Here is a 19,369-nt window from a genome sequence, read left to right on the forward strand (position 1 = left end):
CGCTATGAAAATAATTATTCTTGGGGCGGGGCAAGTCGGCGGTACCCTGGCAGAAAATCTGGTAGGTGAGAACAATGACATCACGGTCGTTGATGTCGACTCTGGTCGGCTACGCCAGCTACAAGATAAATTTGATCTTCGAGTCGTGCAAGGGCATGGGTCGCACCCGCGTATTTTGCGGGAAGCTGGGGCAGAAGATGCCGATATGTTGGTAGCAGTGACTAACTCAGATGAAACTAATATGGTTGCCTGCCAAATAGCTTACTCGCTATTTAACACACCAAATCGTATCGCTCGCATTCGTTCGGCTGAATATATTCGTGAAGCAGATAAACTATTTCTACCGGAAGCGGTTCCTATTGATCATTTAATCTCACCGGAACAGTTAGTTATAGATTACATCTATAAACTTATCGAATATCCGGGTGCTTTGCAGGTGGTGAATTTTGCTGAAGGTAAAGTCAGCATTGCGGCGGTCAAAGCCTATTATGGCGGGCCACTAGTCGGGAATGCATTATCATCTTTACGTGAACATATGCCGCATATTGATACCAGAGTCGCGGCAATATTTCGTCAAGATCGGCCAATTCGTCCGCAGGGTTCGACAATTATTGAAGCGGGTGATGAAGTATTCTTTGTTGCTGCCTCGCAGCATATCCGGGCCGTAATGAGTGAATTGCAACGGCTGGAAAAACCCTATAAGCGCATCATGATTGTTGGTGGTGGAAATGTAGGGGCGGGCTTAGCGTTACGATTGGAAAAAGATTACAGCGTAAAGTTAATCGAACGCGACCAGCAACGTGCGGCTGAATTAGCAGAAATGCTGCACGATACTATCGTATTTTATGGTGATGCATCAGATCAGGAATTGTTAGCAGAAGAACATATTGAACAGGTTGATGTTTTCATCGCCATTACCAATGATGATGAAGCAAATATTATGTCAGCTATGTTGGCAAAACGCATGGGCGCTAAAAAGGCAATGGTACTAATCCAGCGCAGTGCCTATGTCGACCTGGTTCAGGGAAGTGTTATTGATATTGTTATATCGCCACAACAAGCTACTATTTCCGCATTATTAGGCCATGTCCGCAAAGCCGATATTGTCAGTGTCTCGTCATTAAGACGAGGTGTTGCTGAAGCAATAGAAGCTATTGCCCACGGTGATGAAACAACATCAAAAGTGGTAGGCCGAATGGTTGAAGATATAAAGCTGCCGCCGGGTACAACTATTGGGGCAATTGTTCGTGGTGACGAAGTTATTATTGCAAATGGTAACTCCGTTATTAAGCAGGGCGATCATGTAATAATGTTTATTACTCACAAAAAATTCGTCCCTGATGTGGAGCGGCTGTTCCAGCCAAGTCCGTTCTTCTTGTAATTAATGATGATTAAATTAAAACTATTCCCATTGAGAATGGAAAAATTTTCCTATAATTATGGCTGTATCCAGTTTTATTTAGCTAAGATTAAGTAGTTCATTTTAAAGGGGGGTGTTAGTTATGAGTTTTATGAAGGAATTTCGTGAATTTGCCATGCGTGGCAATGTGGTCGACTTGGCTGTCGGGGTAATTATTGGAGCTGCATTTGGCAGAATTGTCTCCTCACTTGTTGCCGATATCATTATGCCACCATTAGGTTTATTGCTCGGTGGGGTCGATTTCAAACAATTCCATTTCGTATTACGTGCCGCCGAAGGAACTATACCTGCTGTTGTAATGAATTATGGTAGTTTTATTCAAAGCGTTTTTGATTTCGTCATTGTCGCACTCGCTATTTTCTCAGCCGTTAAACTAATGAATAAACTACGTCGCGAAAAAGCGGAAGAACCTGCAGCGCCGCCAGCACCAACAACAGAAGAAAAACTGCTTGCTGAAATTCGTGACCTACTGAAAGCGCAACAACCAAAATAATTTCAGCTTTATTAAATGTAGAAAGCCATCAATATTGATGGCTTTTTTATTGCTTTCAAATCAGGAGGCCAGTGGTAATAAATCTATTGATTGCTTACCACTGGCCTCCCAGTTACCGCCTTTACCGTGTTTTTCTTTACGCTGGTAGCTTCCTTTGCCTTTAGCATTCTTCTCAATACGTTGCCTAAATAGTGGATCATGGAGCAGGGCTTCCAGCGCATTGTCTTTAATTTTTCCTTTAGTATGCCGATATGTCGTCATAGTAGTACCTCACCAATGAAATATTGATCAAAAAACACACGAATAATACTGCCTATAAATACGGATAAAAACCCATCCTCTAAAAAAATTTAGTCTCTAGCTAACTCTTCAGTTGCCCCTTGCTCCAGTGCCTCCAAAATTGAGCAATAAGTCGTGGCGTGCGTACTACCGCAACACGCATTACTAAGTCGTTTTAAAGACTCCTGCATCTTTTTCAACTCTATGATCTTGCTTTCCACATCATGTAGCCGAGAATCTACAATCGCCTTAGACTCTTGGCATGTGTGATGTTCCGGATCAACACGGATCGACAATAACTCAGCAATTGTTTCTAATGTAAAACCAAGCTGCTTTGCATAACGAATGAAACGTAAACGCTGCAAATCTTGTTCAGTGTAAAGTCTGTAGCCACCTTCCGTACGTTCGCCATGCTCCATCATGCCTTGCTTTTCGTAATAGCGAATAGTATCTGGCGTGACATCTGCAAGTTTAGCGAGTTGCCCAATTTTTAGCATGCATTACTCCTCTTTGGACAGCTTATCTGCCACTTTGTGCTGATACTCTTTGTGTAAAAAGTCCGTGCTAAACCCCGCTTGCTTTAATCTTAGTTCCAGTAGGACCAGTCTTTTATGCAAGTTAGGGTAATCTTGGTGTTGTTTATCCAGTTGCGATAATAAATCAGTGATAGTCAGTGCTTCCTGACGATCCTGCAATTCAGGAGGAAGATATCCGGCATTCTTCAATAATCTATAGCCAGCTCTTAGTTCAGGAGGAACAAGGCGGTCATCATCAAGCAACAAGGGTTTGCCATTTCCCGAAAGATTATCCAGTTCTCCATTCTCTTGAGCATTAATAATGTGTCTTTCAGCCCATTCATCGACTAATCCCATATATCCTCCAATCAGCCCCATAAAATGGAGTGCTAGTTAAGATTAATGGATTGGCAGATAAATAATAAGTGGCACGGTGTAAAGAGATGAAGAATGGAAACCATGTTGCTGAATTCTGGACGTAAAAAAACCGGGCAAGCCCGGTTTTTTTACGCGTTTACAGATTACTCTGCAGCAACTACTTCTGCTTGCGATGCAGCACGATCAACTAACTCGATGTAAGCCATCGGTGCGTTGTCGCCTGCACGGAAGCCACACTTCAGAATGCGAGTGTAACCACCGGCGCGGCTCGCGAAACGCGGGCCTAGCTCGTTAAACAGTTTTGCCACGATCTCGTTATCACGAGTGCGGGCGAATGCCAGACGACGATTAGCTACGCTGTCGGTCTTGGCAAGAGTAATCAGCGGCTCAACAACGCGACGCAGCTCTTTCGCTTTCGGCAGGGTCGTCTTGATTATCTCATGACGAACCAAAGAGCCGGCCATGTTACGGAACATAGCCTGGCGATGGCTGCTGTTACGGTTCAGTTGACGACCACTCTTACGATGGCGCATGACCTTATCCTTCTCAGTAAAACCTTAACCTGTGATCCGGTTACTCGTTATCAGCAATGCTAGCCGGCGGCCAATTTTCTAGGCGCATGCCTAAAGAAAGACCACGTGATGCAAGCACGTCTTTAATCTCAGTAAGAGATTTTTTACCCAGGTTAGGCGTTTTCAGCAACTCAACCTCGGTACGCTGTACCAGATCACCGATGTAGTGGATAGCTTCTGCCTTGAGGCAGTTAGCAGAGCGGACAGTCAATTCCAGATCGTCAACAGGGCGCAGCAGGATCGGATCAAACTCTGGCTTCTCTTCTTTAACTTCCGGCTGACGTACATCACGTAGGTCAACGAAAGCTTCAAGCTGTTCAGCCAAGATAGTTGCCGCACGGCGGATCGCCTCTTCAGGATCGATCGTACCATTGGTTTCCATCTCGATAACCAACTTGTCCAGGTCGGTACGCTGTTCTACACGCGCTGCTTCAACATTGTAGGCAATTCGCTCTACAGGGCTATAGCATGCGTCTACTAACAGACGACCAATCGGGCGCTCATCTTCTTCCGAATGAATTCGGGCAGAAGCCGGCACATAACCACGACCACGTTGAACTTTGATACGCATACTAATAGATGCGTTTTCATCGGTCAGGTGGCAGATAACGTGCTGCGGCTTGACGATTTCGACATCACCATCATGGGTGATATCGGCTGCAGTCACAGGGCCAATGCCAGACTTATTCAGGGTAAGAATAACTTCATCTTTGCCCTGAACTCTCACCGCCAGCCCTTTCAGGTTGAGCAGGATCTCCAGGATATCTTCCTGTACGCCTTCTTTGGTGCTGTACTCATGTAGTACACCATCAATCTCAACCTCGGTCACAGCGCAACCCGGCATAGATGAAAGCAGAATACGGCGCAGTGCGTTGCCGAGAGTATGGCCAAAGCCACGCTCTAACGGCTCAAGGGTCACCTTGGCATGCGTCGAACTCACTTGCTCGATATCTACCAGGCGCGGTTTTAGAAACTCTGTCACAGAACCCTGCATTGTGTCCTCTCTTTGGTACTAAGCTTTACTTGGAGTAAAGCTCGACGATCAGGTGTTCGTTAATGTCCGCAGACAGATCAGTACGTTCAGGAATACGTTTGAACACACCTTCCATCTTGACAGCATCAACTTCCAGCCAAGTCGGCTTTTCACGCTGCTCAGCCAGCTCCAAAGCTGCCTTAACACGAGACTGCTTTTTAGCTTTCTCACGGATGCTGACTACGTCATTCGGAGATACCTGATAAGAAGCGATGTTAACAACGCGACCATTTACCATGATAGCTTTATGACTAACCAGCTGACGTGATTCAGCACGAGTTGCGCCAAAGCCCATACGGTAAACTACGTTATCCAGACGGCCTTCCAGCAATTGCAACAGGTTTGCACCGGTGTTGCCTTTCAGACGTGCTGCTTCTTTATAGTAGTTACGGAATTGACGTTCTAGAACACCATAGATACGGCGAACTTTTTGTTTTTCACGTAACTGCACACCGTAGTCAGACAGACGCGGTTTACGCGCACCGTGCTGGCCAGGTGGTTGTTCAATCTTACACTTGGTGTCAATCGCGCGAACGCCAGACTTAAGGAACAGGTCTGTGCCCTCACGACGGCTCAGCTTGAGCTTAGGACCCAAATATCTTGCCATTTTCTCTCTCCAACAAACCTAAAAGCAGCGTTATACGCGGCGCTTTTTCGGCGGACGACAACCGTTATGAGGGATCGGAGTCACATCAGTAATATTAGTGATGCGAAAACCAGCCGCGTTTAACGCACGGATAGTAGACTCACGGCCCGGACCAGGTCCTTTAACCATAACTTCCAGATTCTTGATACCGTATTCTTTCACTGCGTCAGCGCAGCGCTCTGCTGCAACTTGCGCTGCAAACGGAGTAGACTTACGAGATCCACGGAAACCGGAACCACCTGCTGTTGCCCAACCCAATGCGTTACCTTGACGATCTGTAATGGTAACGATGGTGTTGTTGAAAGAAGCATGGATATGAGCCACACCGTCAGAGACTGTCTTTCTTACACGCTTGCGTGCACGAATAGGTGCCTTTGCCATTATTCAATCACCCCGATTATTTCTTGATCGGTTTACGCGGACCCTTACGGGTACGTGCGTTGGTCTTAGTACGCTGACCGCGAACTGGTAGACCACGACGATGACGCAAACCACGATAAGTCCCAAGGTCCATCAGACGCTTGATGCTCAGGGTCACCTCACGACGCAGATCACCTTCTACAACGTACTTGGCAACTTCGTCACGCAGCTTCTCGATTTGCTCTTCAGACAGCTCACTGATCTTAACATTTTCAGCAATACCCGCAGCAACACAGATAGCCTGTGAACGGGTCTTACCGATGCCGAAGATCGCTGTTAAAGCGATAACGGTATGTTTCTGATCAGGAATGTTAATGCCTGCTATACGGGCCACTATGCACTCCTACTATTTTATACAGCAATACCATTCTGAAAAGCCCGTTTTCAGGATACTCAAATAGCATTGCAGTCACATACAAAAGATTGGCTGGCTAATCTAGCCAGCTCAACCCAACTTTGCAAGAAAAATATGCAAGATAAATCAGCCTTGACGCTGTTTATGCTTTGGTTCGGCACTGCAGATTACGCGAACGACACCGTTACGCTTAACAATTTTGCAGTTACGACATAATTTCTTGACGGAAGCACGAACTTTCATTTTTACTCTCCGTAACTTCTCAAACATCCCTGAATTAGCGGTTATAGCCTTTCAGGTTTGCTTTCTTCAATGCAGACTCGTACTGACTAGACATCATCAGAGTTTGCACTTGAGCCATAAAGTCCATGATGACCACCACTACGATAAGTAGGGAGGTACCACCAAAGTAAAATGGTACTTTCATCGCGTCACGCATGAACTCCGGGATCAGGCAGATGAAAGTAATATACATCGCACCAATTAAGGTTAGACGCGTCATTACTTTATCGATGTACTTCGCCGTTTGCTCTCCCGGACGAATTCCTGGCACGAATGCACCGGACTTCTTCAGGTTATCTGCTGTTTCACGTGGGTTAAACACCAACGCCGTGTAGAAGAAACAGAAGAAGATGATTGCAGACGCATAGAGTAACACATAAAGCGGCTGTCCTGGCTGCAAATACATCGAAATAGTCGTCAGCCAGTTCCAACCTGTTCCGCCCCCGAACCATGATGCAATCGTGGCAGGGAACAGAATTATGCTGGAAGCAAAGATTGCAGGGATAACCCCGGCCATATTCACTTTCAACGGTAAATGTGTGCTCTGTGCTGCATAAACACGACGACCTTGTTGACGTTTAGCATAGTTAACGACGATACGACGTTGACCACGTTCAATGAAAACAACGAAGAAGGTTACTGCAAACACTAATACTGCAACCAACAGCAACAGGAGGAAGTGCAGGTCGCCTTGCCGAGCTTGCTCGATGGTATGGGCTATTGCAGGTGGAAGACCGGCAACAATACCAGCAAAGATTATGATTGAAATACCGTTACCGATACCACGCTCAGTAATCTGTTCGCCAAGCCACATTAGGAACATCGTCCCTGTGACCAAGCTAACAACAGCGGTAAAATAGAAAGCAAAGCCTGGGTTGATTACCAGACCTTGCATCCCAGGCATATTCGGCAGACCGGTAGCAATACCGATCGATTGGAATATAGCCAATACCAACGTGCCATAGCGGGTGTACTGACTAATCTTACGACGGCCAGCCTCCCCTTCTTTCTTTATTTCTGCCAACGCCGGATGAACCACAGTTAGCAGTTGGATAATAATCGATGCCGAAATATACGGCATGATACCCAAGGCAAAGATAGAAGCACGACTGAGAGCACCACCAGAGAACATGTTAAACATTTCAATGATGGTCCCTCTCTGCTGCTCGAGCAATTTAGCAAGCACAGTGGCATCGATACCAGGAATCGGAATAAAAGAGCCGATACGGAAAACAATAAGCGCACCGATAACAAACAAAAGTCTGCGCTTCAGTTCGCCTAATCCGCCTTTAGCACTTTGAAAATCTAATCCTGGTTGCTTAGCCATCTGCTACTTATTCCTCAATTTTACCGCCAGCAGCTTCGATAGCAGCACGAGCGCCTTTGGTGACACGCAGACCACGCAGAGTTACCGCACGAGTGATTTCGCCTGAAAGCATAACTTTCGCGAACTCAATCTGGGTACCAACAACGTTAGCGGCTTTCAGCGTGTTCAGGTCGATTACGTCGCCTTCCACTAAAGCCAGTTCAGACAGACGAACTTCTGCCGTGATCATAGCTTTGCGAGAGGTGAAGCCGAATTTCGGCAAACGACGATATAAAGGCATCTGACCACCTTCAAAACCACGACGTACGCCACCACCAGAACGTGAGTTCTGACCTTTGTGACCACGACCAGCGGTTTTACCCAGGCCAGAACCGATACCACGACCTACACGCTTCGGCGCATGCTTGGCACCTTCAGCCGGAGACAGAGTATTTAAACGCATCTGTTACTCCTCAACTTTAACCATGTAGGAAACCAAGTTGACCATACCACGCACAGCAGGAGTATCCTCACGCTCTACAGTATGACCAATACGACGCAGACCTAAACCGATCAGAGTTGCCTTGTGTTTCGGCAAACGACCGATACTGCTTTTTGTTTGAGTTACTTTAATAGTCTTTGCCATGGTTATTTCCCTAGAATTTCTTCGACGGACTTACCACGCTTAGCAGCGACCATTTCTGGGGATTTCATATCTTCTAAAGCTGCGATAGTTGCACGAACCACGTTAATCGGGTTAGTAGAACCATATGCTTTAGCTAAAACGTTATGAACCCCTGCAACTTCCAAGACGGCGCGCATTGCACCACCGGCGATGATACCGGTACCTTCAGAAGCTGGTTGCATGAATACACGGGAACCTGTGTGAGCACCTTTAACAGGGTGCTGCAGAGTGCCGTTATTCAAAGCAACATTAATCATAGCGCGACGGGCTTTTTCCATCGCTTTTTGGATCGCTGCCGGAACTTCGCGTGCTTTGCCGTAGCCAAAACCAACGCGACCGTTACCATCACCAACTACTGTCAGTGCGGTAAAGCTGAAAATACGGCCACCTTTTACGGTTTTAGATACGCGGTTTACCGCGATCAGCTTTTCCTGCAGTTCGCCAGCTTGTTTTTCGATGTGAGACATCTTACACCTCTACCTTAGAACTGAAGGCCAGCTTCACGGGCAGCATCTGCCAGTGCCTGGACTCGACCATGATATTGGAAACCGGAACGGTCAAAGGATACTTTCGTGATCCCTTTTTCCAATGCGCGCTCTGCAACAGCTTTACCTACAGCTGCGGCGGCATCTTTGTTGCCGGCGTACTTCAATTGCTCATTGATAGCTTTTTCTACAGTAGAAGCTGCTACCAAAATTTCAGAACCGTTTGGTGCAATAACCTGCGCGTAAATATGGCGTGGGGTACGATGTACCACCAGGCGAGTCGCACCCAGTTCTTTGAGCTTGCGGCGTGCGCGGGTCGCACGACGGATACGAGCTGCTTTCTTATCCATAGTGTTACCTTACTTCTTCTTAGCCTCTTTGGTACGCACGACTTCGTCGGCGTAACGGACACCCTTGCCTTTATAAGGCTCAGGACGACGGTAGGCACGTAAATCTGCTGCAACCTGACCAATCACCTGCTTATCAGCGCCTTTCAGCACGATTTCAGTTTGGGTCGGGCATTCAGCAGTAATGCCAGCCGGCAATTCATGGTCAACTGGATGAGAGAAGCCTAAAGCTAAATTCACCACGTTGCCTTTAACTGCGGCACGGTAACCTACACCTACCAATTGAAGCTTCTTAGTGAAGCCTTCGGTAACACCAACGACCATTGCATTAAGCAGTGCACGAGTGGTACCCGCTTGGGCCCAACCGTCTACAGCGCCTTCGCGTGGAGCGAAAGTCAATGTATTTTCTTCTTGCTTAACTTCAACAGCGCTATGGACGGTACGAGTCAGCTCGCCGTTCTTACCCTTTATCGAAATAACCTGACCGTTGAGTTTTACCTCTACGCCGGCAGGAATGACGACGGGTGCTTTTGCAACACGAGACATTCTTTCCTCCCGAATTAAGCTACGTAGCAGATAATCTCGCCACCAAGACCAGCTTGGCGAGCTGCACGATCGGTCATAACACCTTTAGAGGTAGAAATAACAGCGATACCCAAACCGGCCATAACTTTTGGCAGCTCATCTTTTTTCTTATAGATGCGCAGACCTGGACGGCTGATACGTTGAATGCTTTCTACCACTGCCTTACCCTGGAAATACTTAAGTGCTAATTCCAGAACAGGCTTGGTGTCGCCTTCGATTTTAAAATCTTCAATAAAACCTTCTTCCTTCAGAACGTTGGCAATTGCCACTTTCAGCTTGGAGGAAGGCATGGTGACCGCGACTTTGTTTGCGGATTGACCGTTACGGATACGGGTCAGCATATCCGCGATCGGATCTTGCATGCTCATCTGTCTTTACTCCCGTGATTCAATTGGTGACAATTACCAGCTAGCCTTTTTAAGGCCCGGGATTTCACCGCGCATTGCGGTTTCACGGACTTTAATACGGCTCAACCCGAACTTCCGCAGGAAACCATGCGGACGACCAGTTTGGTTGCAGCGGTTACGCTGACGGGACGGGCTGGAATCACGCGGCAGAGACTGCAGCTTCAGAACAGCATTCCAACGATCTTCGTCGGATGAGTTCACACCAGAGATAATAGCTTTTAATTCCTCGCGTTGAGCGCGGTATTTGTTAGCTAGTTTCACGCGAACGACTTCGCGTGCTTTCATTGATTGCTTAGCCATCAGTAACCCTACCTTACTTGCGGAATGGGAATTTAAAAGCAGCCAACAATGCACGGCCTTCATCATCGGACTTCGCAGTAGTGGTAATGGTAATATCCAAACCACGTACACGATCGACTTTATCGTAGTCGATTTCCGGGAAGATGATCTGCTCGCGCACACCCATGCTGTAGTTACCACGGCCATCGAATGACTTAGCGGACAAGCCACGGAAGTCACGGATACGTGGAACAGCAATGGTAATCAGACGCTCAAAGAATTCCCACATGCGTTCGCCACGCAGGGTTACTTTACAGCCGATCGGATAGCCCTGACGGATTTTGAAGCCTGCAACAGATTTGCGTGCTTTGGTGATAAACGGCTTTTGACCGGAGATTGCTGCCAAGTCAGCTGCTGCATTATCCAGCAGTTTCTTGTCAGCGATCGCTTCACCAACACCCATGTTCAGGGTGATCTTCTCGACCCGAGGGACTTGCATGACAGAGTTGTAGCCAAACTGAGACATCAGTTGTTTGACTACCTCGTCTTTGTAGTAATCATGCAGTTTCGCCATCGTATTACTCCAAATTACTTGATAGTTACGCTATTAGATTTAAAGAAACGGACTTTTTTGCCATCTTCGAATCTAAAGCCTACACGGTCAGCCTTACCAGTTGCCGCGTTGAACAGCGCAATGTTGGAAACTTGAATTGCAGCTTCTTTTTCAACAATGCCACCTGGTTGGTTCAGGGCCGGAACCGGCTTCTGATGTTTTTTAACCAGGTTGATACCTTCAACAATGACCTTACTAGCAGACAGGACATTCTTTACTTTACCGCGCTTACCTTTGTCTTTCCCGGTTAGCACGATAACTTCGTCATCACGACGGATTTTCGCTGCCATGGTTCGCTCCTTAGAGTACTTCTGGTGCCAGAGAGATAATTTTCATGAACTTCTCATTACGCAGTTCACGAGTTACCGGCCCAAAAATACGCGTGCCGATTGGCTGCTCGCTGTTATTATTTAAAATAACACAAGCGTTACCATCGAAGCGAATGACAGAACCGTCCGGGCGACGTACACCCTTCTTGGTGCGCACCACTACCGCCTTCAGAACATCGCCTTTCTTCACCTTGCCACGAGGAATTGCTTCCTTGATGGTGATCTTGATGATGTCGCCGATGCCTGCGTAGCGACGGTGCGAGCCACCTAGAACCTTGATACACATTACGCGACGTGCACCGGAGTTGTCGGCCACGTTCAGCATAGTCTGTTCTTGGATCATGTTAGTGCTCCGCTAATGTCAACTACTACTTTAGGACCCAGAATAGGTCGTTTAAAAGCCCCACTAATGAGGGCGCGGCATTATAACACCGGTTCCACATCCTTTGATAGGAAAAAGTGGGTAGAAAAAATAAGCGGCCCATTTTCAGAGCCGCCTATTATGTTCGAGTCAGCTACTCTATTACAGAATCGCTTTCTCTACAACGCGAACAAGTGTCCAAGACTTAGTCTTTGACAATGGACGGCATTCGCGGATTTCTACCACGTCACCGATTCCACATTCATTGTTCTCGTCATGTACATGCAATTTCGTCGTACGACGGATGAATTTCCCATAAATTGGGTGCTTCACCACACGTTCGATAGCAACAACCATGGATTTCTCCATTTTGTCACTAACTACGCGACCTTGCAGAGTACGGATTTGGTCAGTCATTACGCACCCGCCTTCTCAGTCAGTAAAGTCTTAACACGTGCGATATTACGGCGCACTTGTTTCGACAGGTGAGTTTGTTGCAGCTGGCCACTAGCCGCCTGCATGCGCAAATTAAATTGCTCACGCAGCAGGTTGAGCAGCTCAGTGTTCAGCTCTTCAACGCTTTTTTCACGCAGCTCTTGTGCTTTCATTACATCACCGTCTTAGTTACAAAGGTGGTTCCTACAGGCAGTTTCGCTGCAGCAAGCTTAAATGCTTCGCGAGCAGTTTCTTCCGGTACACCAGCCATTTCAAATAAAACTTTTCCTGGCTGGATCAGGGCAACCCAATACTCTACGTTACCCTTACCTTTACCCATACGCACTTCGAGCGGCTTCTCAGTGATCGGCTTGTCCGGGAATACACGGATCCAGACCTTACCTTGACGCTTAATTGCACGTGTCATCGCACGACGGGCTGCTTCGATTTGACGAGCCGTCAGGCGGCAACGGCCACAAGCTTTCAGGCCGAACTCACCGAAGCTAACATCCGTACCTTGCGCAAGGCCACGGTTACGGCCTTTGTGCATCTTACGGAATTTTGTACGCTTTGGTTGTAACATCAGCGATTCTCCTTACTTGCGGCCTTTACGCTGCTGCTTTTTAGGTTGAGCCGCCGGTTCCGGTTGTTCAACAGCAGCCATACCACCCAAGATCTCACCTTTGAAGATCCATACCTTAACGCCGATTACACCATAAGTGGTGTGCGCTTCAGATGTGTTGTAATCGATATCCGCACGCAGTGTATGCAACGGAACACGACCTTCACGGTACCATTCGGTACGCGCGATTTCAGCACCGCCAAGACGGCCGCTTACTTCAACTTTGATACCTTTAGCGCCAAGACGCATTGCGTTCTGTACAGCACGCTTCATAGCACGACGGAACATAACGCGACGTTCCAGCTGTGAAGTGATGCTGTCAGCAACCAATTTTGCGTCCAGTTCCGGTTTACGGACTTCGGCGATATTAATCTGTGCAGGAACGCCAGCGATATCCGCTACGACCTTACGCAGTTTTTCGACATCTTCACCTTTCTTGCCGATAACGATGCCAGGACGAGCGGTGTGAATAGTCACACGGATGCTCTTCGCTGGACGCTCGATAACGATGCGAGAAACGGAAGCTTTCGCTAATTCTTTAGTCAAGAATTGGCGAACTTTAAAGTCGCTGTCCAGGTTGTCAGCGAATTCTTTGGTATTTGCGTACCAGGTAGAGTTCCAAGCTTTGACAATACCTAGTCGAATACCATTAGGATGTACTTTCTGACCCATTGCTAGTCTCCAGAGTCTCAGCGATCGGACACAACCACAGTAATGTGGCTGGTGCGCTTCAGGATGCGATCTGCACGACCTTTTGCACGAGGCATAATGCGCTTCATGCTAGGGCCTTCGTCTACGAAGATCTTCGTGACTTTCAGATCATCGATGTCAGCGCCATCGTTGTGTTCTGCGTTAGCAATGGCAGACTCCAGTACCTTCTTAACCAAACCAGCAGCTTTCTTGTTGGTATAGGCCAGAGTTTCCAGAGCTTGCGACACTTTCTTACCGCGAATCAGGTCCGCTACCAAGCGAACCTTCTGAGCAGAAGAACGAGCGTGGCGATGTTTAGCGATAGTTTCCATCTCTTCCTCCTACCTTAGCGCTTTTTAGCCTTTTTATCGGCCGCATGGCCGCGATAAGTACGGGTCGGCGCGAATTCACCCAGTTTGTGACCGACCATTTCATCGGAAACAAAAACGGGAACGTGCTGACGACCATTATGGACAGCGATGGTCAAACCGATCATATTTGGAAAGACCGTTGAACGACGGGACCAAGTCCGAATTGGCTTCTTGTCTCCGCTTTCCACCGCTTTCTCTACCTTCTTCAGCAAGTGCAGGTCAATGAAGGGACCTTTCTTGAGAGAACGTGGCATGGCTTATCCTCTAATTATTTTTTACTACGGCGACGTACGATGAACTTATCAGTACGCTTGTTGCTACGGGTCTTCTTACCTTTGGTTTGAACGCCCCACGGGGTTACCGGGTGCTTACCAAAGTTACGACCTTCACCACCACCGTGTGGGTGATCGACTGGGTTCATCGCCGTACCGCGAACGGTAGGACGAATACCACGCCAACGACTAGCACCTGCTTTACCCAGCACACGCAGCATGTGTTCAGCGTTACCGACTTCACCTAAGGTGGCGCGGCAATCAGCTAGAACTTTGCGCATTTCGCCGGAGCGCAGACGCAGGGTCACGTAGGAACCGTCACGAGCAACGATCTGAACGTATGCACCAGCAGAACGAGCCAATTGGCCGCCTTTACCTGGTTTCATTTCTACGTTATGAACCGTTGAACCAACTGGGATGTTACGCATAGGCAGGGTGTTACCTGCTTTAATTGCAGCATCAACGCCAGATTGAATCTGGTCACCAGCTTTCAGGCCTTTTGGCGCCAGGATATAACGGCGTTCGCCGTCTTTGTACAGAACCAGTGCGATATTCGCAGAACGGTTCGGATCGTACTCCAGACGCTCAACCACAGCAGGGATACCATCTTTGTTGCGTTTGAAGTCAACCAGACGATAATGTTGCTTGTGGCCACCACCGATATGACGGGTAGTGATACGGCCATTGTTGTTACGGCCACCGCTTTTGCTTAATTTCTCAAGCAACGGGGCATAAGGCTTACCCTTATGCAACTCCTGGTTAACCACTTTAACAACGTGGCGACGACCCGGAGACGTAGGTTTACATTTAACAATTGCCATTGTTTACTCCTCCGACTTACTCTGCGCCGCCGATGAAGTCCAGATTCTGGCCTTCTTTCAGGGTGACGTAAGCTTTTTTCCAGTCGCTACGACGACCAACACGCTGACCGTGACGCTTACTCTTGCCTTTAACCAGCAAGGTGTTAACGTCTTCGACTTCGACTTCAAACAGTTTCTGCACTGCAGCTTTAATTTCTGCTTTGGTCGCGTCTTTGGCAACTTTGAGAACGATGGTGTTATTCTTTTCCATCGCAGCGGATGCTTTTTCAGATACATGCGGCGCGCGCAGTACTTTCAGCAGACGTTCTTCACGAATCATGCCAGCATCTCCTCAACTTGCTTCACAGCATCAGCAGTCATAACCACTTTGTCGAAGGCGATCAGGCTAACTGGGTCAATACCAGCAACATCACGGACATCAACCTTGTACAGGTTGCGAGCTGCCAAGAACAAGTTCTCATCCAGTTCACCAGTGATGATCAGTACATCTTCCAGAGCCATATCTTTCAGCTTCTGCGCCAGCAACTTAGTTTTAGGTGCTTCAACAGAGAACTTTTCGACAATGATCAGACGATCTTGACGTACCAATTCGGACAGAATGCTTTTCAGCGCGCCGCGGTACATCTTTTTATTTACTTTCTGACTGTGGTCCTGAGGCTTCGCAGCAAAGGTCACACCACCTGAACGCCAGATTGGGCTCTTTACAGAACCTGCACGCGCACGGCCGGTGCCTTTCTGGCGCCACGGTTTTTTACCGGAACCAGTCACTTCGGCGCGGGTCTTCTGAGCACGAGTACCTTGACGGGCACCTGCTGCATAAGCAACAACAACCTGATGTACCAGCGCTTCGTTGAAATCACGACCGAAGGTAGTTTCGGAAACAGTCAGCGCGCCTTGCGCGTCTTTCAATACTAATTCCATTGCTATCCCCTTACGCCTTCACAGCTGGTTTAACGATCAGGTTGCCACCGGTAGCGCCCGGTACAGCACCCTTAACCAGCAGTAGGTTGCGCTCAGCGTCAACACGTACTACGTCCAGGCTTTGAACGGTTACACGCTCGTCACCCAGGTGGCCAGCCATTTTCTTGCCTTTGAACACTTTGCCCGGAGTCTGGTTTTGACCGATAGAACCCGGAACACGGTGAGACAAGGAGTTACCATGGGTAGCATCTTGGGTGCGGAAGTTCCAGCGCTTAACAGTACCGGCAAAACCTTTACCTTTAGATGTACCTGTAACGTCGACTTTCTTAACGTCAGCAAAAATCTCGACGCTAATTTCTTGACCAGCAGTGAACTCTTGACCTTCTGGAAGGCGGAATTCCCACAGACCACGGCCAGCTTCTACGCCAGCTTTAGCGAAATGACCCGCTTCTGGTTTAGTAACGCGGTTAGCTTTTTTAGCACCGGTAGTTACTTGTACAGCACGGTATCCGTCGTTCTCCAGGCTTTTGACCTGAGTTACACGGTTCGCTTCAATTTCGATAACAGTTACTGGGATTGAAACGCCATCTTCTGTGAAGATACGCGTCATGCCCACTTTCTTACCGACTAAACCAATCATTGTTTCAACCTCTCAATCGCTCAATGACCTGATTAACCCAGGCTGATCTGCACGTCTACACCGGCAGCCAGATCCAGACGCATCAGAGCATCAACGGTTTTCTCGGTTGGCTCAACGATGTCAACCAGACGCTTGTGAGTGCGAATCTCGTACTGATCGCGCGCATCTTTATTGACGTGCGGAGAGATCAGAACGGTAAAGCGCTCTTTGCGAGTTGGCAGCGGGATCGGACCACGAACCTGCGCACCAGTGCGCTTGGCAGTCTCGACGATTTCCGCAGTTGATTGATCGATCAAACGATGATCAAACGCTTTCAGGCGGATACGGATTCTTTGGTTCTGCATGAGACCAGAGCTCCAATTATTTATAAACGTAAATGATTACTCCTCGCACCCATTTCGATTGATGGGGGAGTGTAATCGTTCAACATATAACCCCCATATCGGGAGTATTGTTCAGTTCCAACACTAGGCTGTAACCGACAGATTAGTTTCAATCTGACCTATCAAGATTAGGTAGGCCCGCGCATTATACTGAAATACCGACAGGAAGCAAGCCAGTGTTGAAAATCTATGCGAAAACTTACCAGATAACTTAATTTGAGGGGAATAGGTCTATTTTTACAGGTCTGAAAATGAGAAGTAGAGTGAGGCCAAGGAGGTTCTCACTCTTTTGACTGAATATACGATGGTTGAGTAAACGACGGTGCAGTGAGGAAAAAACTAGTCTTTTGCCAATTGAGCCTGGGAGTAGTTCTGTATCCCCAAACGTTCAATGAGGCTCAGCTCTGTTTCCAGCCAGTCTATGTGGCCTTCTTCTTCCGCTAGAATTTCCTTCAACAAATCGCGACTGACATAGTCATGAATAGAATCAGCATAGGCAATGCCTTCGCGCAGATCCTTAGCTCCTGCTAATTCGAGGGCTAAATCTGACTTCAATATTTCTTCAACGTCTTCACCAATATTCAGCTTACCTAAATCTTGTAAGTTAGGAATACCTTCGAGGAATAAGATGCGCTCGATATATTTATCCGCATGCTTCATTTCGTCGATTGATTCGTGATACTCCTTATCATTAAGGCGCATCAGCCCCCAGTTTTTAAACATTCGGGCGTGGAGAAAATATTGATTGATAGCAACTAACTCGTTTCCGAGTAGTTTATTGAGATGTGCAATTATCTTTTTATCGCCTTTCATAGTTATACCCTCCGCTTCCAGTACTAAAAGTGTAGTACCAGATGGCAAAGTGTGGGGAAAACTTCTCCCTGCTAACGATTAGGCAACATCATTCATTTCTGGAATGTTAGCGCGTTCCTCAATCAAGATTTCTCTGGCCTGTCGAATGCACTTCCCGCAGTCTGTACCAATTGGTACTAATTGGCGCAGCTGTTGAATGGTATGTGGATGGTGCTGACGCACAGCTTTACGGATAACTTTGTCAGATACCGCATTACACAGGCAAACATACATAAAATGACTCACTTCTTAACCAAGATCCACAGTGTAAATAAGAATGCGAGTTATTTCAATTAAGATTATTTTCTTTAGGCAATAAAAAAGGGCGCCGAAGCGCCCTCTTACTTGATCAATAACGTAATTAATCAATAAAACAATTAAGCGATAACTTTAGCAACAACACCAGCGCCTACAGTACGGCCGCCTTCACGGATTGCGAAACGCAGGCCGTCGTCCATTGCGATTGGGTGAATCAGAGTAACAACCATGTTGATGTTGTCACCTGGCATCACCATTTCAACGCCTTCTGGCAGTTCGATGGTACCGGTTACGTCAGTTGTACGGAAGTAGAACTGAGGACGGTAGCCTTTGAAGAACGGAGTATGACGGCCGCCTTCGTCTTTGCTCAGAATATAAACTTCTGATTCAAAGGTAGTGTGTGGCTTGATAGAACCTGGTTTAGCAAGAACTTGACCACGTTCGATATCTTCACGTTTGATACCACGCAGCAGAACACCAACGTTCTCACCAGCACGGCCTTCGTCCAGCAGTTTGCGGAACATTTCAACGCCGGTACAAGTAGATTTAACAGTATCTTTGATACCAACGATCTCTACTTCTTCACCAACTTTAACGATACCGCGCTCTACACGACCCGTTACAACAGTACCACGGCCGGAGATAGAGAATACGTCTTCGATTGGCAGCAAGAATGGCTTATCAATAGCACGTTCTGGCAGTGGAATGTAGGTATCCAATGCTTCAGCCAATTCGATGATTTTAGCTTCCCACTCAGGAATGCCTTCCAGTGCTTTCAGAGCTGAGCCCTTGATTACTGGAATGTCGTCGCCTGGGAAATCGTAAGCAGAAAGAAGTTCACGCACTTCCATTTCTACCAGTTCCAGCAACTCTTCATCATCAACCATGTCACATTTGTTCATGAATACGATCATGTATGGAACGCCAACCTGGCGACCCAACAGGATGTGCTCACGAGTCTGTGGCATAGGGCCATCAGTTGCAGCAACAACCAAGATCGCGCCGTCCATCTGAGCAGCACCGGTGATCATGTTTTTAACGTAGTCGGCATGCCCTGGGCAGTCAACGTGCGCATAGTGACGTGCTGGGGTGTCATATTCAACGTGAGAAGTGTTGATAGTGATACCACGTGCTTTTTCTTCTGGTGCGTTATCGATCTGATCGAAAGCACGAGCGCTACCGCCGTAGGTTTTAGCCAGTACGGTGGTGATTGCAGCAGTCAGGGTAGTTTTACCATGGTCAACGTGGCCGATAGTACCGACGTTTACATGGGGTTTGTTACGTTCAAATTTTTCTTTAGACACGACTATATTC

At 47.6% G+C, this 19,369-nt stretch carries 36 protein-coding genes; 2 read left to right on the forward strand and 34 right to left on the reverse strand.

Translation table 11 applies throughout. The features are described from left to right. The first annotated feature begins 4 nt into the window (after positions 1–4). Both trkA and mscL read left to right on the forward strand, forming a co-directional pair. Positions 5–1,381, forward strand: coding sequence for a Trk system potassium transporter TrkA (trkA, locus tag DXZ79_RS18875; RefSeq protein WP_038637098.1), 1,377 nt, complete (start codon positions 5–7; stop codon positions 1,379–1,381). Positions 1,382–1,502: 121 nt separating this feature from the next. After that, a complete protein-coding gene (gene mscL, locus DXZ79_RS18880; protein ID WP_004391404.1) occupies positions 1,503–1,913 on the forward strand; it encodes a large-conductance mechanosensitive channel protein MscL in 411 nt (136 codons plus the stop codon). A 60-nt stretch (positions 1,914–1,973) separates the two neighbouring features. Here the strand turns inward: mscL and DXZ79_RS18885 are convergent, their stop codons facing one another. The 34 genes from DXZ79_RS18885 to tuf all read right to left on the reverse strand — a co-directional run bounded on the left by DXZ79_RS18885 (position 1,974) and on the right by tuf (position 19,359). Further along, positions 1,974–2,174 carry an alternative ribosome-rescue factor A gene (locus DXZ79_RS18885; protein ID WP_038637100.1) on the reverse strand — a complete coding sequence of 67 codons (201 nt, stop codon included), beginning with the start codon at positions 2,172–2,174 and terminating at the stop codon, positions 1,974–1,976. Positions 2,175–2,263: 89 nt separating this feature from the next. After that, complete coding sequence (gene zntR / locus DXZ79_RS18890; RefSeq protein ID WP_038637102.1) at positions 2,264–2,689, reverse strand: Zn(2+)-responsive transcriptional regulator; 426 nt, start codon at positions 2,687–2,689, stop codon at positions 2,264–2,266. 3 nt (positions 2,690–2,692) lie between these two features. Beyond that, positions 2,693–3,064, reverse strand: coding sequence for a DnaJ family domain-containing protein (locus tag DXZ79_RS18895; protein WP_038637103.1), 372 nt, complete (start codon positions 3,062–3,064; stop codon positions 2,693–2,695). 164 nt (positions 3,065–3,228) lie between these two features. Beyond that, the gene (gene rplQ / locus DXZ79_RS18900; protein ID WP_004391407.1) at positions 3,229–3,618 is read right to left on the reverse strand and encodes a 50S ribosomal protein L17; all 390 of its coding nucleotides are present in this window, start codon (positions 3,616–3,618) and stop codon (positions 3,229–3,231) included. 40 nt (positions 3,619–3,658) lie between these two features. After that, entirely contained in the window at positions 3,659–4,651 is a 993-nt protein-coding gene (locus DXZ79_RS18905; RefSeq protein WP_004709232.1) for a DNA-directed RNA polymerase subunit alpha, read from the reverse strand. Between the two features lie 25 nt (positions 4,652–4,676). Then, positions 4,677–5,297 (reverse strand): 30S ribosomal protein S4, encoded by a 621-nt coding sequence (rpsD, locus tag DXZ79_RS18910; protein ID WP_002218949.1) that lies wholly within the window; start codon positions 5,295–5,297, stop codon positions 4,677–4,679. A 30-nt stretch (positions 5,298–5,327) separates the two neighbouring features. Then, on the reverse strand, positions 5,328–5,717 hold the full coding sequence (rpsK, locus tag DXZ79_RS18915) for a 30S ribosomal protein S11 (RefSeq protein ID WP_004709234.1): 390 nt from the start codon (positions 5,715–5,717) through the stop codon (positions 5,328–5,330). Between the two features lie 16 nt (positions 5,718–5,733). Continuing rightward, positions 5,734–6,090, reverse strand: coding sequence for a 30S ribosomal protein S13 (gene rpsM, locus DXZ79_RS18920; RefSeq protein WP_004391410.1), 357 nt, complete (start codon positions 6,088–6,090; stop codon positions 5,734–5,736). 147 nt (positions 6,091–6,237) lie between these two features. Continuing rightward, entirely contained in the window at positions 6,238–6,354 is a 117-nt protein-coding gene (rpmJ, locus tag DXZ79_RS18925; protein ID WP_002227352.1) for a 50S ribosomal protein L36, read from the reverse strand. A gap of 34 nt (positions 6,355–6,388) precedes the next feature. Continuing rightward, positions 6,389–7,720, reverse strand: coding sequence for a preprotein translocase subunit SecY (gene secY, locus DXZ79_RS18930; RefSeq protein WP_002213344.1), 1,332 nt, complete (start codon positions 7,718–7,720; stop codon positions 6,389–6,391). Between the two features lie 7 nt (positions 7,721–7,727). Then, entirely contained in the window at positions 7,728–8,162 is a 435-nt protein-coding gene (rplO, locus tag DXZ79_RS18935) for a 50S ribosomal protein L15 (protein ID WP_004391411.1), read from the reverse strand. 3 nt (positions 8,163–8,165) lie between these two features. Continuing rightward, positions 8,166–8,345 (reverse strand): 50S ribosomal protein L30, encoded by a 180-nt coding sequence (rpmD, locus tag DXZ79_RS18940; RefSeq protein ID WP_002213339.1) that lies wholly within the window; start codon positions 8,343–8,345, stop codon positions 8,166–8,168. A 2-nt stretch (positions 8,346–8,347) separates the two neighbouring features. Beyond that, positions 8,348–8,851 (reverse strand): 30S ribosomal protein S5, encoded by a 504-nt coding sequence (gene rpsE / locus DXZ79_RS18945; RefSeq protein WP_002213337.1) that lies wholly within the window; start codon positions 8,849–8,851, stop codon positions 8,348–8,350. Between the two features lie 14 nt (positions 8,852–8,865). Then, positions 8,866–9,219, reverse strand: coding sequence for a 50S ribosomal protein L18 (gene rplR, locus DXZ79_RS18950; protein WP_004391413.1), 354 nt, complete (start codon positions 9,217–9,219; stop codon positions 8,866–8,868). Between the two features lie 9 nt (positions 9,220–9,228). Next, on the reverse strand, positions 9,229–9,762 hold the full coding sequence (rplF, locus tag DXZ79_RS18955) for a 50S ribosomal protein L6 (protein WP_004391415.1): 534 nt from the start codon (positions 9,760–9,762) through the stop codon (positions 9,229–9,231). Between the two features lie 14 nt (positions 9,763–9,776). Further along, positions 9,777–10,169: a 30S ribosomal protein S8 gene (rpsH, locus tag DXZ79_RS18960; RefSeq protein WP_032820216.1), complete on the reverse strand. Its 393-nt coding sequence runs from the start codon at positions 10,167–10,169 to the stop codon at positions 9,777–9,779. Positions 10,170–10,202: 33 nt separating this feature from the next. Beyond that, on the reverse strand, positions 10,203–10,508 hold the full coding sequence (gene rpsN, locus DXZ79_RS18965) for a 30S ribosomal protein S14 (RefSeq protein ID WP_004391418.1): 306 nt from the start codon (positions 10,506–10,508) through the stop codon (positions 10,203–10,205). A 13-nt stretch (positions 10,509–10,521) separates the two neighbouring features. Beyond that, positions 10,522–11,061 (reverse strand): 50S ribosomal protein L5, encoded by a 540-nt coding sequence (rplE, locus tag DXZ79_RS18970; protein ID WP_004391419.1) that lies wholly within the window; start codon positions 11,059–11,061, stop codon positions 10,522–10,524. Between the two features lie 14 nt (positions 11,062–11,075). Further along, positions 11,076–11,390 (reverse strand): 50S ribosomal protein L24, encoded by a 315-nt coding sequence (gene rplX / locus DXZ79_RS18975; RefSeq protein WP_038637108.1) that lies wholly within the window; start codon positions 11,388–11,390, stop codon positions 11,076–11,078. A 10-nt stretch (positions 11,391–11,400) separates the two neighbouring features. Continuing rightward, a complete protein-coding gene (rplN, locus tag DXZ79_RS18980) occupies positions 11,401–11,772 on the reverse strand; it encodes a 50S ribosomal protein L14 (protein ID WP_002213325.1) in 372 nt (123 codons plus the stop codon). A 180-nt stretch (positions 11,773–11,952) separates the two neighbouring features. Further along, positions 11,953–12,207, reverse strand: coding sequence for a 30S ribosomal protein S17 (gene rpsQ / locus DXZ79_RS18985; protein ID WP_002228135.1), 255 nt, complete (start codon positions 12,205–12,207; stop codon positions 11,953–11,955). After that, positions 12,207–12,398: a 50S ribosomal protein L29 gene (gene rpmC / locus DXZ79_RS18990; RefSeq protein WP_005159843.1), complete on the reverse strand. Its 192-nt coding sequence runs from the start codon at positions 12,396–12,398 to the stop codon at positions 12,207–12,209. The genes rpsQ and rpmC overlap by 1 nt, the downstream gene beginning before the upstream one ends. Further along, complete coding sequence (gene rplP / locus DXZ79_RS18995; protein WP_002218940.1) at positions 12,398–12,808, reverse strand: 50S ribosomal protein L16; 411 nt, start codon at positions 12,806–12,808, stop codon at positions 12,398–12,400. The genes rpmC and rplP overlap by 1 nt, the downstream gene beginning before the upstream one ends. 12 nt (positions 12,809–12,820) lie before the next feature. Next, complete coding sequence (gene rpsC / locus DXZ79_RS19000) at positions 12,821–13,519, reverse strand: 30S ribosomal protein S3 (protein ID WP_002221644.1); 699 nt, start codon at positions 13,517–13,519, stop codon at positions 12,821–12,823. A gap of 17 nt (positions 13,520–13,536) precedes the next feature. Beyond that, a complete protein-coding gene (rplV, locus tag DXZ79_RS19005; protein WP_004391423.1) occupies positions 13,537–13,869 on the reverse strand; it encodes a 50S ribosomal protein L22 in 333 nt (110 codons plus the stop codon). A gap of 14 nt (positions 13,870–13,883) precedes the next feature. Then, complete coding sequence (gene rpsS / locus DXZ79_RS19010; RefSeq protein ID WP_002213430.1) at positions 13,884–14,162, reverse strand: 30S ribosomal protein S19; 279 nt, start codon at positions 14,160–14,162, stop codon at positions 13,884–13,886. A gap of 14 nt (positions 14,163–14,176) precedes the next feature. Continuing rightward, entirely contained in the window at positions 14,177–15,001 is an 825-nt protein-coding gene (gene rplB, locus DXZ79_RS19015) for a 50S ribosomal protein L2 (RefSeq protein ID WP_004391424.1), read from the reverse strand. A gap of 16 nt (positions 15,002–15,017) precedes the next feature. Beyond that, positions 15,018–15,320 (reverse strand): 50S ribosomal protein L23, encoded by a 303-nt coding sequence (rplW, locus tag DXZ79_RS19020; protein ID WP_005159841.1) that lies wholly within the window; start codon positions 15,318–15,320, stop codon positions 15,018–15,020. Then, the gene (rplD, locus tag DXZ79_RS19025) at positions 15,317–15,922 is read right to left on the reverse strand and encodes a 50S ribosomal protein L4 (protein ID WP_004391426.1); all 606 of its coding nucleotides are present in this window, start codon (positions 15,920–15,922) and stop codon (positions 15,317–15,319) included. Before rplD ends, rplW begins: the two co-directional genes overlap by 4 nt. A gap of 10 nt (positions 15,923–15,932) precedes the next feature. After that, the gene (rplC, locus tag DXZ79_RS19030) at positions 15,933–16,562 is read right to left on the reverse strand and encodes a 50S ribosomal protein L3 (protein WP_004709250.1); all 630 of its coding nucleotides are present in this window, start codon (positions 16,560–16,562) and stop codon (positions 15,933–15,935) included. A gap of 32 nt (positions 16,563–16,594) precedes the next feature. Then, complete coding sequence (gene rpsJ / locus DXZ79_RS19035) at positions 16,595–16,906, reverse strand: 30S ribosomal protein S10 (RefSeq protein WP_001181005.1); 312 nt, start codon at positions 16,904–16,906, stop codon at positions 16,595–16,597. A gap of 378 nt (positions 16,907–17,284) precedes the next feature. Beyond that, on the reverse strand, positions 17,285–17,758 hold the full coding sequence (gene bfr / locus DXZ79_RS19040) for a bacterioferritin (RefSeq protein WP_032820222.1): 474 nt from the start codon (positions 17,756–17,758) through the stop codon (positions 17,285–17,287). 78 nt (positions 17,759–17,836) lie between these two features. After that, positions 17,837–18,031, reverse strand: coding sequence for a bacterioferritin-associated ferredoxin (gene bfd / locus DXZ79_RS19045; protein ID WP_004391429.1), 195 nt, complete (start codon positions 18,029–18,031; stop codon positions 17,837–17,839). A gap of 143 nt (positions 18,032–18,174) precedes the next feature. Then, positions 18,175–19,359, reverse strand: a complete 1,185-nt coding sequence (gene tuf / locus DXZ79_RS19050) for an elongation factor Tu (RefSeq protein WP_038637113.1) — start codon at positions 19,357–19,359, stop codon at positions 18,175–18,177. Positions 19,360–19,369: the final 10 nt, after the last annotated feature.

It is taken from the genome of Yersinia rochesterensis (assembly GCF_003600645.1).
Taxonomy (GTDB): domain Bacteria; phylum Pseudomonadota; class Gammaproteobacteria; order Enterobacterales; family Enterobacteriaceae; genus Yersinia; species Yersinia rochesterensis.

What these genes read in the sequence shown, in the direction of transcription:
- trkA (WP_038637098.1), top strand. Translation starts at nt 5, where the DNA reads ATGAAAATAATTATTCTTGGGGCGGGGCAAGTCGGCGGTACCCTGGCA.
- mscL (WP_004391404.1), top strand. Translation starts at nt 1,503, where the DNA reads ATGAGTTTTATGAAGGAATTTCGTGAATTTGCCATGCGTGGCAATGTG.
- DXZ79_RS18885 (WP_038637100.1), bottom strand. Translation starts at nt 2,174, where the DNA reads ATGACGACATATCGGCATACTAAAGGAAAAATTAAAGACAATGCGCTG.
- zntR (WP_038637102.1), bottom strand. Translation starts at nt 2,689, where the DNA reads ATGCTAAAAATTGGGCAACTCGCTAAACTTGCAGATGTCACGCCAGAT.
- DXZ79_RS18895 (WP_038637103.1), bottom strand. Translation starts at nt 3,064, where the DNA reads ATGGGATTAGTCGATGAATGGGCTGAAAGACACATTATTAATGCTCAA.
- rplQ (WP_004391407.1), bottom strand. Translation starts at nt 3,618, where the DNA reads ATGCGCCATCGTAAGAGTGGTCGTCAACTGAACCGTAACAGCAGCCAT.
- DXZ79_RS18905 (WP_004709232.1), bottom strand. Translation starts at nt 4,651, where the DNA reads ATGCAGGGTTCTGTGACAGAGTTTCTAAAACCGCGCCTGGTAGATATC.
- rpsD (WP_002218949.1), bottom strand. Translation starts at nt 5,297, where the DNA reads ATGGCAAGATATTTGGGTCCTAAGCTCAAGCTGAGCCGTCGTGAGGGC.
- rpsK (WP_004709234.1), bottom strand. Translation starts at nt 5,717, where the DNA reads ATGGCAAAGGCACCTATTCGTGCACGCAAGCGTGTAAGAAAGACAGTC.
- rpmJ (WP_002227352.1), bottom strand. Translation starts at nt 6,354, where the DNA reads ATGAAAGTTCGTGCTTCCGTCAAGAAATTATGTCGTAACTGCAAAATT.
- secY (WP_002213344.1), bottom strand. Translation starts at nt 7,720, where the DNA reads ATGGCTAAGCAACCAGGATTAGATTTTCAAAGTGCTAAAGGCGGATTA.
- rplO (WP_004391411.1), bottom strand. Translation starts at nt 8,162, where the DNA reads ATGCGTTTAAATACTCTGTCTCCGGCTGAAGGTGCCAAGCATGCGCCG.
- rpmD (WP_002213339.1), bottom strand. Translation starts at nt 8,345, where the DNA reads ATGGCAAAGACTATTAAAGTAACTCAAACAAAAAGCAGTATCGGTCGT.
- rpsE (WP_002213337.1), bottom strand. Translation starts at nt 8,851, where the DNA reads ATGTCTCACATCGAAAAACAAGCTGGCGAACTGCAGGAAAAGCTGATC.
- rplR (WP_004391413.1), bottom strand. Translation starts at nt 9,219, where the DNA reads ATGGATAAGAAAGCAGCTCGTATCCGTCGTGCGACCCGCGCACGCCGC.
- rplF (WP_004391415.1), bottom strand. Translation starts at nt 9,762, where the DNA reads ATGTCTCGTGTTGCAAAAGCACCCGTCGTCATTCCTGCCGGCGTAGAG.
- rpsH (WP_032820216.1), bottom strand. Translation starts at nt 10,169, where the DNA reads ATGAGCATGCAAGATCCGATCGCGGATATGCTGACCCGTATCCGTAAC.
- rpsN (WP_004391418.1), bottom strand. Translation starts at nt 10,508, where the DNA reads ATGGCTAAGCAATCAATGAAAGCACGCGAAGTCGTTCGCGTGAAACTA.
- rplE (WP_004391419.1), bottom strand. Translation starts at nt 11,061, where the DNA reads ATGGCGAAACTGCATGATTACTACAAAGACGAGGTAGTCAAACAACTG.
- rplX (WP_038637108.1), bottom strand. Translation starts at nt 11,390, where the DNA reads ATGGCAGCGAAAATCCGTCGTGATGACGAAGTTATCGTGCTAACCGGG.
- rplN (WP_002213325.1), bottom strand. Translation starts at nt 11,772, where the DNA reads ATGATCCAAGAACAGACTATGCTGAACGTGGCCGACAACTCCGGTGCA.
- rpsQ (WP_002228135.1), bottom strand. Translation starts at nt 12,207, where the DNA reads ATGACTGACCAAATCCGTACTCTGCAAGGTCGCGTAGTTAGTGACAAA.
- rpmC (WP_005159843.1), bottom strand. Translation starts at nt 12,398, where the DNA reads ATGAAAGCACAAGAGCTGCGTGAAAAAAGCGTTGAAGAGCTGAACACT.
- rplP (WP_002218940.1), bottom strand. Translation starts at nt 12,808, where the DNA reads ATGTTACAACCAAAGCGTACAAAATTCCGTAAGATGCACAAAGGCCGT.
- rpsC (WP_002221644.1), bottom strand. Translation starts at nt 13,519, where the DNA reads ATGGGTCAGAAAGTACATCCTAATGGTATTCGACTAGGTATTGTCAAA.
- rplV (WP_004391423.1), bottom strand. Translation starts at nt 13,869, where the DNA reads ATGGAAACTATCGCTAAACATCGCCACGCTCGTTCTTCTGCTCAGAAG.
- rpsS (WP_002213430.1), bottom strand. Translation starts at nt 14,162, where the DNA reads ATGCCACGTTCTCTCAAGAAAGGTCCCTTCATTGACCTGCACTTGCTG.
- rplB (WP_004391424.1), bottom strand. Translation starts at nt 15,001, where the DNA reads ATGGCAATTGTTAAATGTAAACCTACGTCTCCGGGTCGTCGCCACGTT.
- rplW (WP_005159841.1), bottom strand. Translation starts at nt 15,320, where the DNA reads ATGATTCGTGAAGAACGTCTGCTGAAAGTACTGCGCGCGCCGCATGTA.
- rplD (WP_004391426.1), bottom strand. Translation starts at nt 15,922, where the DNA reads ATGGAATTAGTATTGAAAGACGCGCAAGGCGCGCTGACTGTTTCCGAA.
- rplC (WP_004709250.1), bottom strand. Translation starts at nt 16,562, where the DNA reads ATGATTGGTTTAGTCGGTAAGAAAGTGGGCATGACGCGTATCTTCACA.
- rpsJ (WP_001181005.1), bottom strand. Translation starts at nt 16,906, where the DNA reads ATGCAGAACCAAAGAATCCGTATCCGCCTGAAAGCGTTTGATCATCGT.
- bfr (WP_032820222.1), bottom strand. Translation starts at nt 17,758, where the DNA reads ATGAAAGGCGATAAAAAGATAATTGCACATCTCAATAAACTACTCGGA.
- bfd (WP_004391429.1), bottom strand. Translation starts at nt 18,031, where the DNA reads ATGTATGTTTGCCTGTGTAATGCGGTATCTGACAAAGTTATCCGTAAA.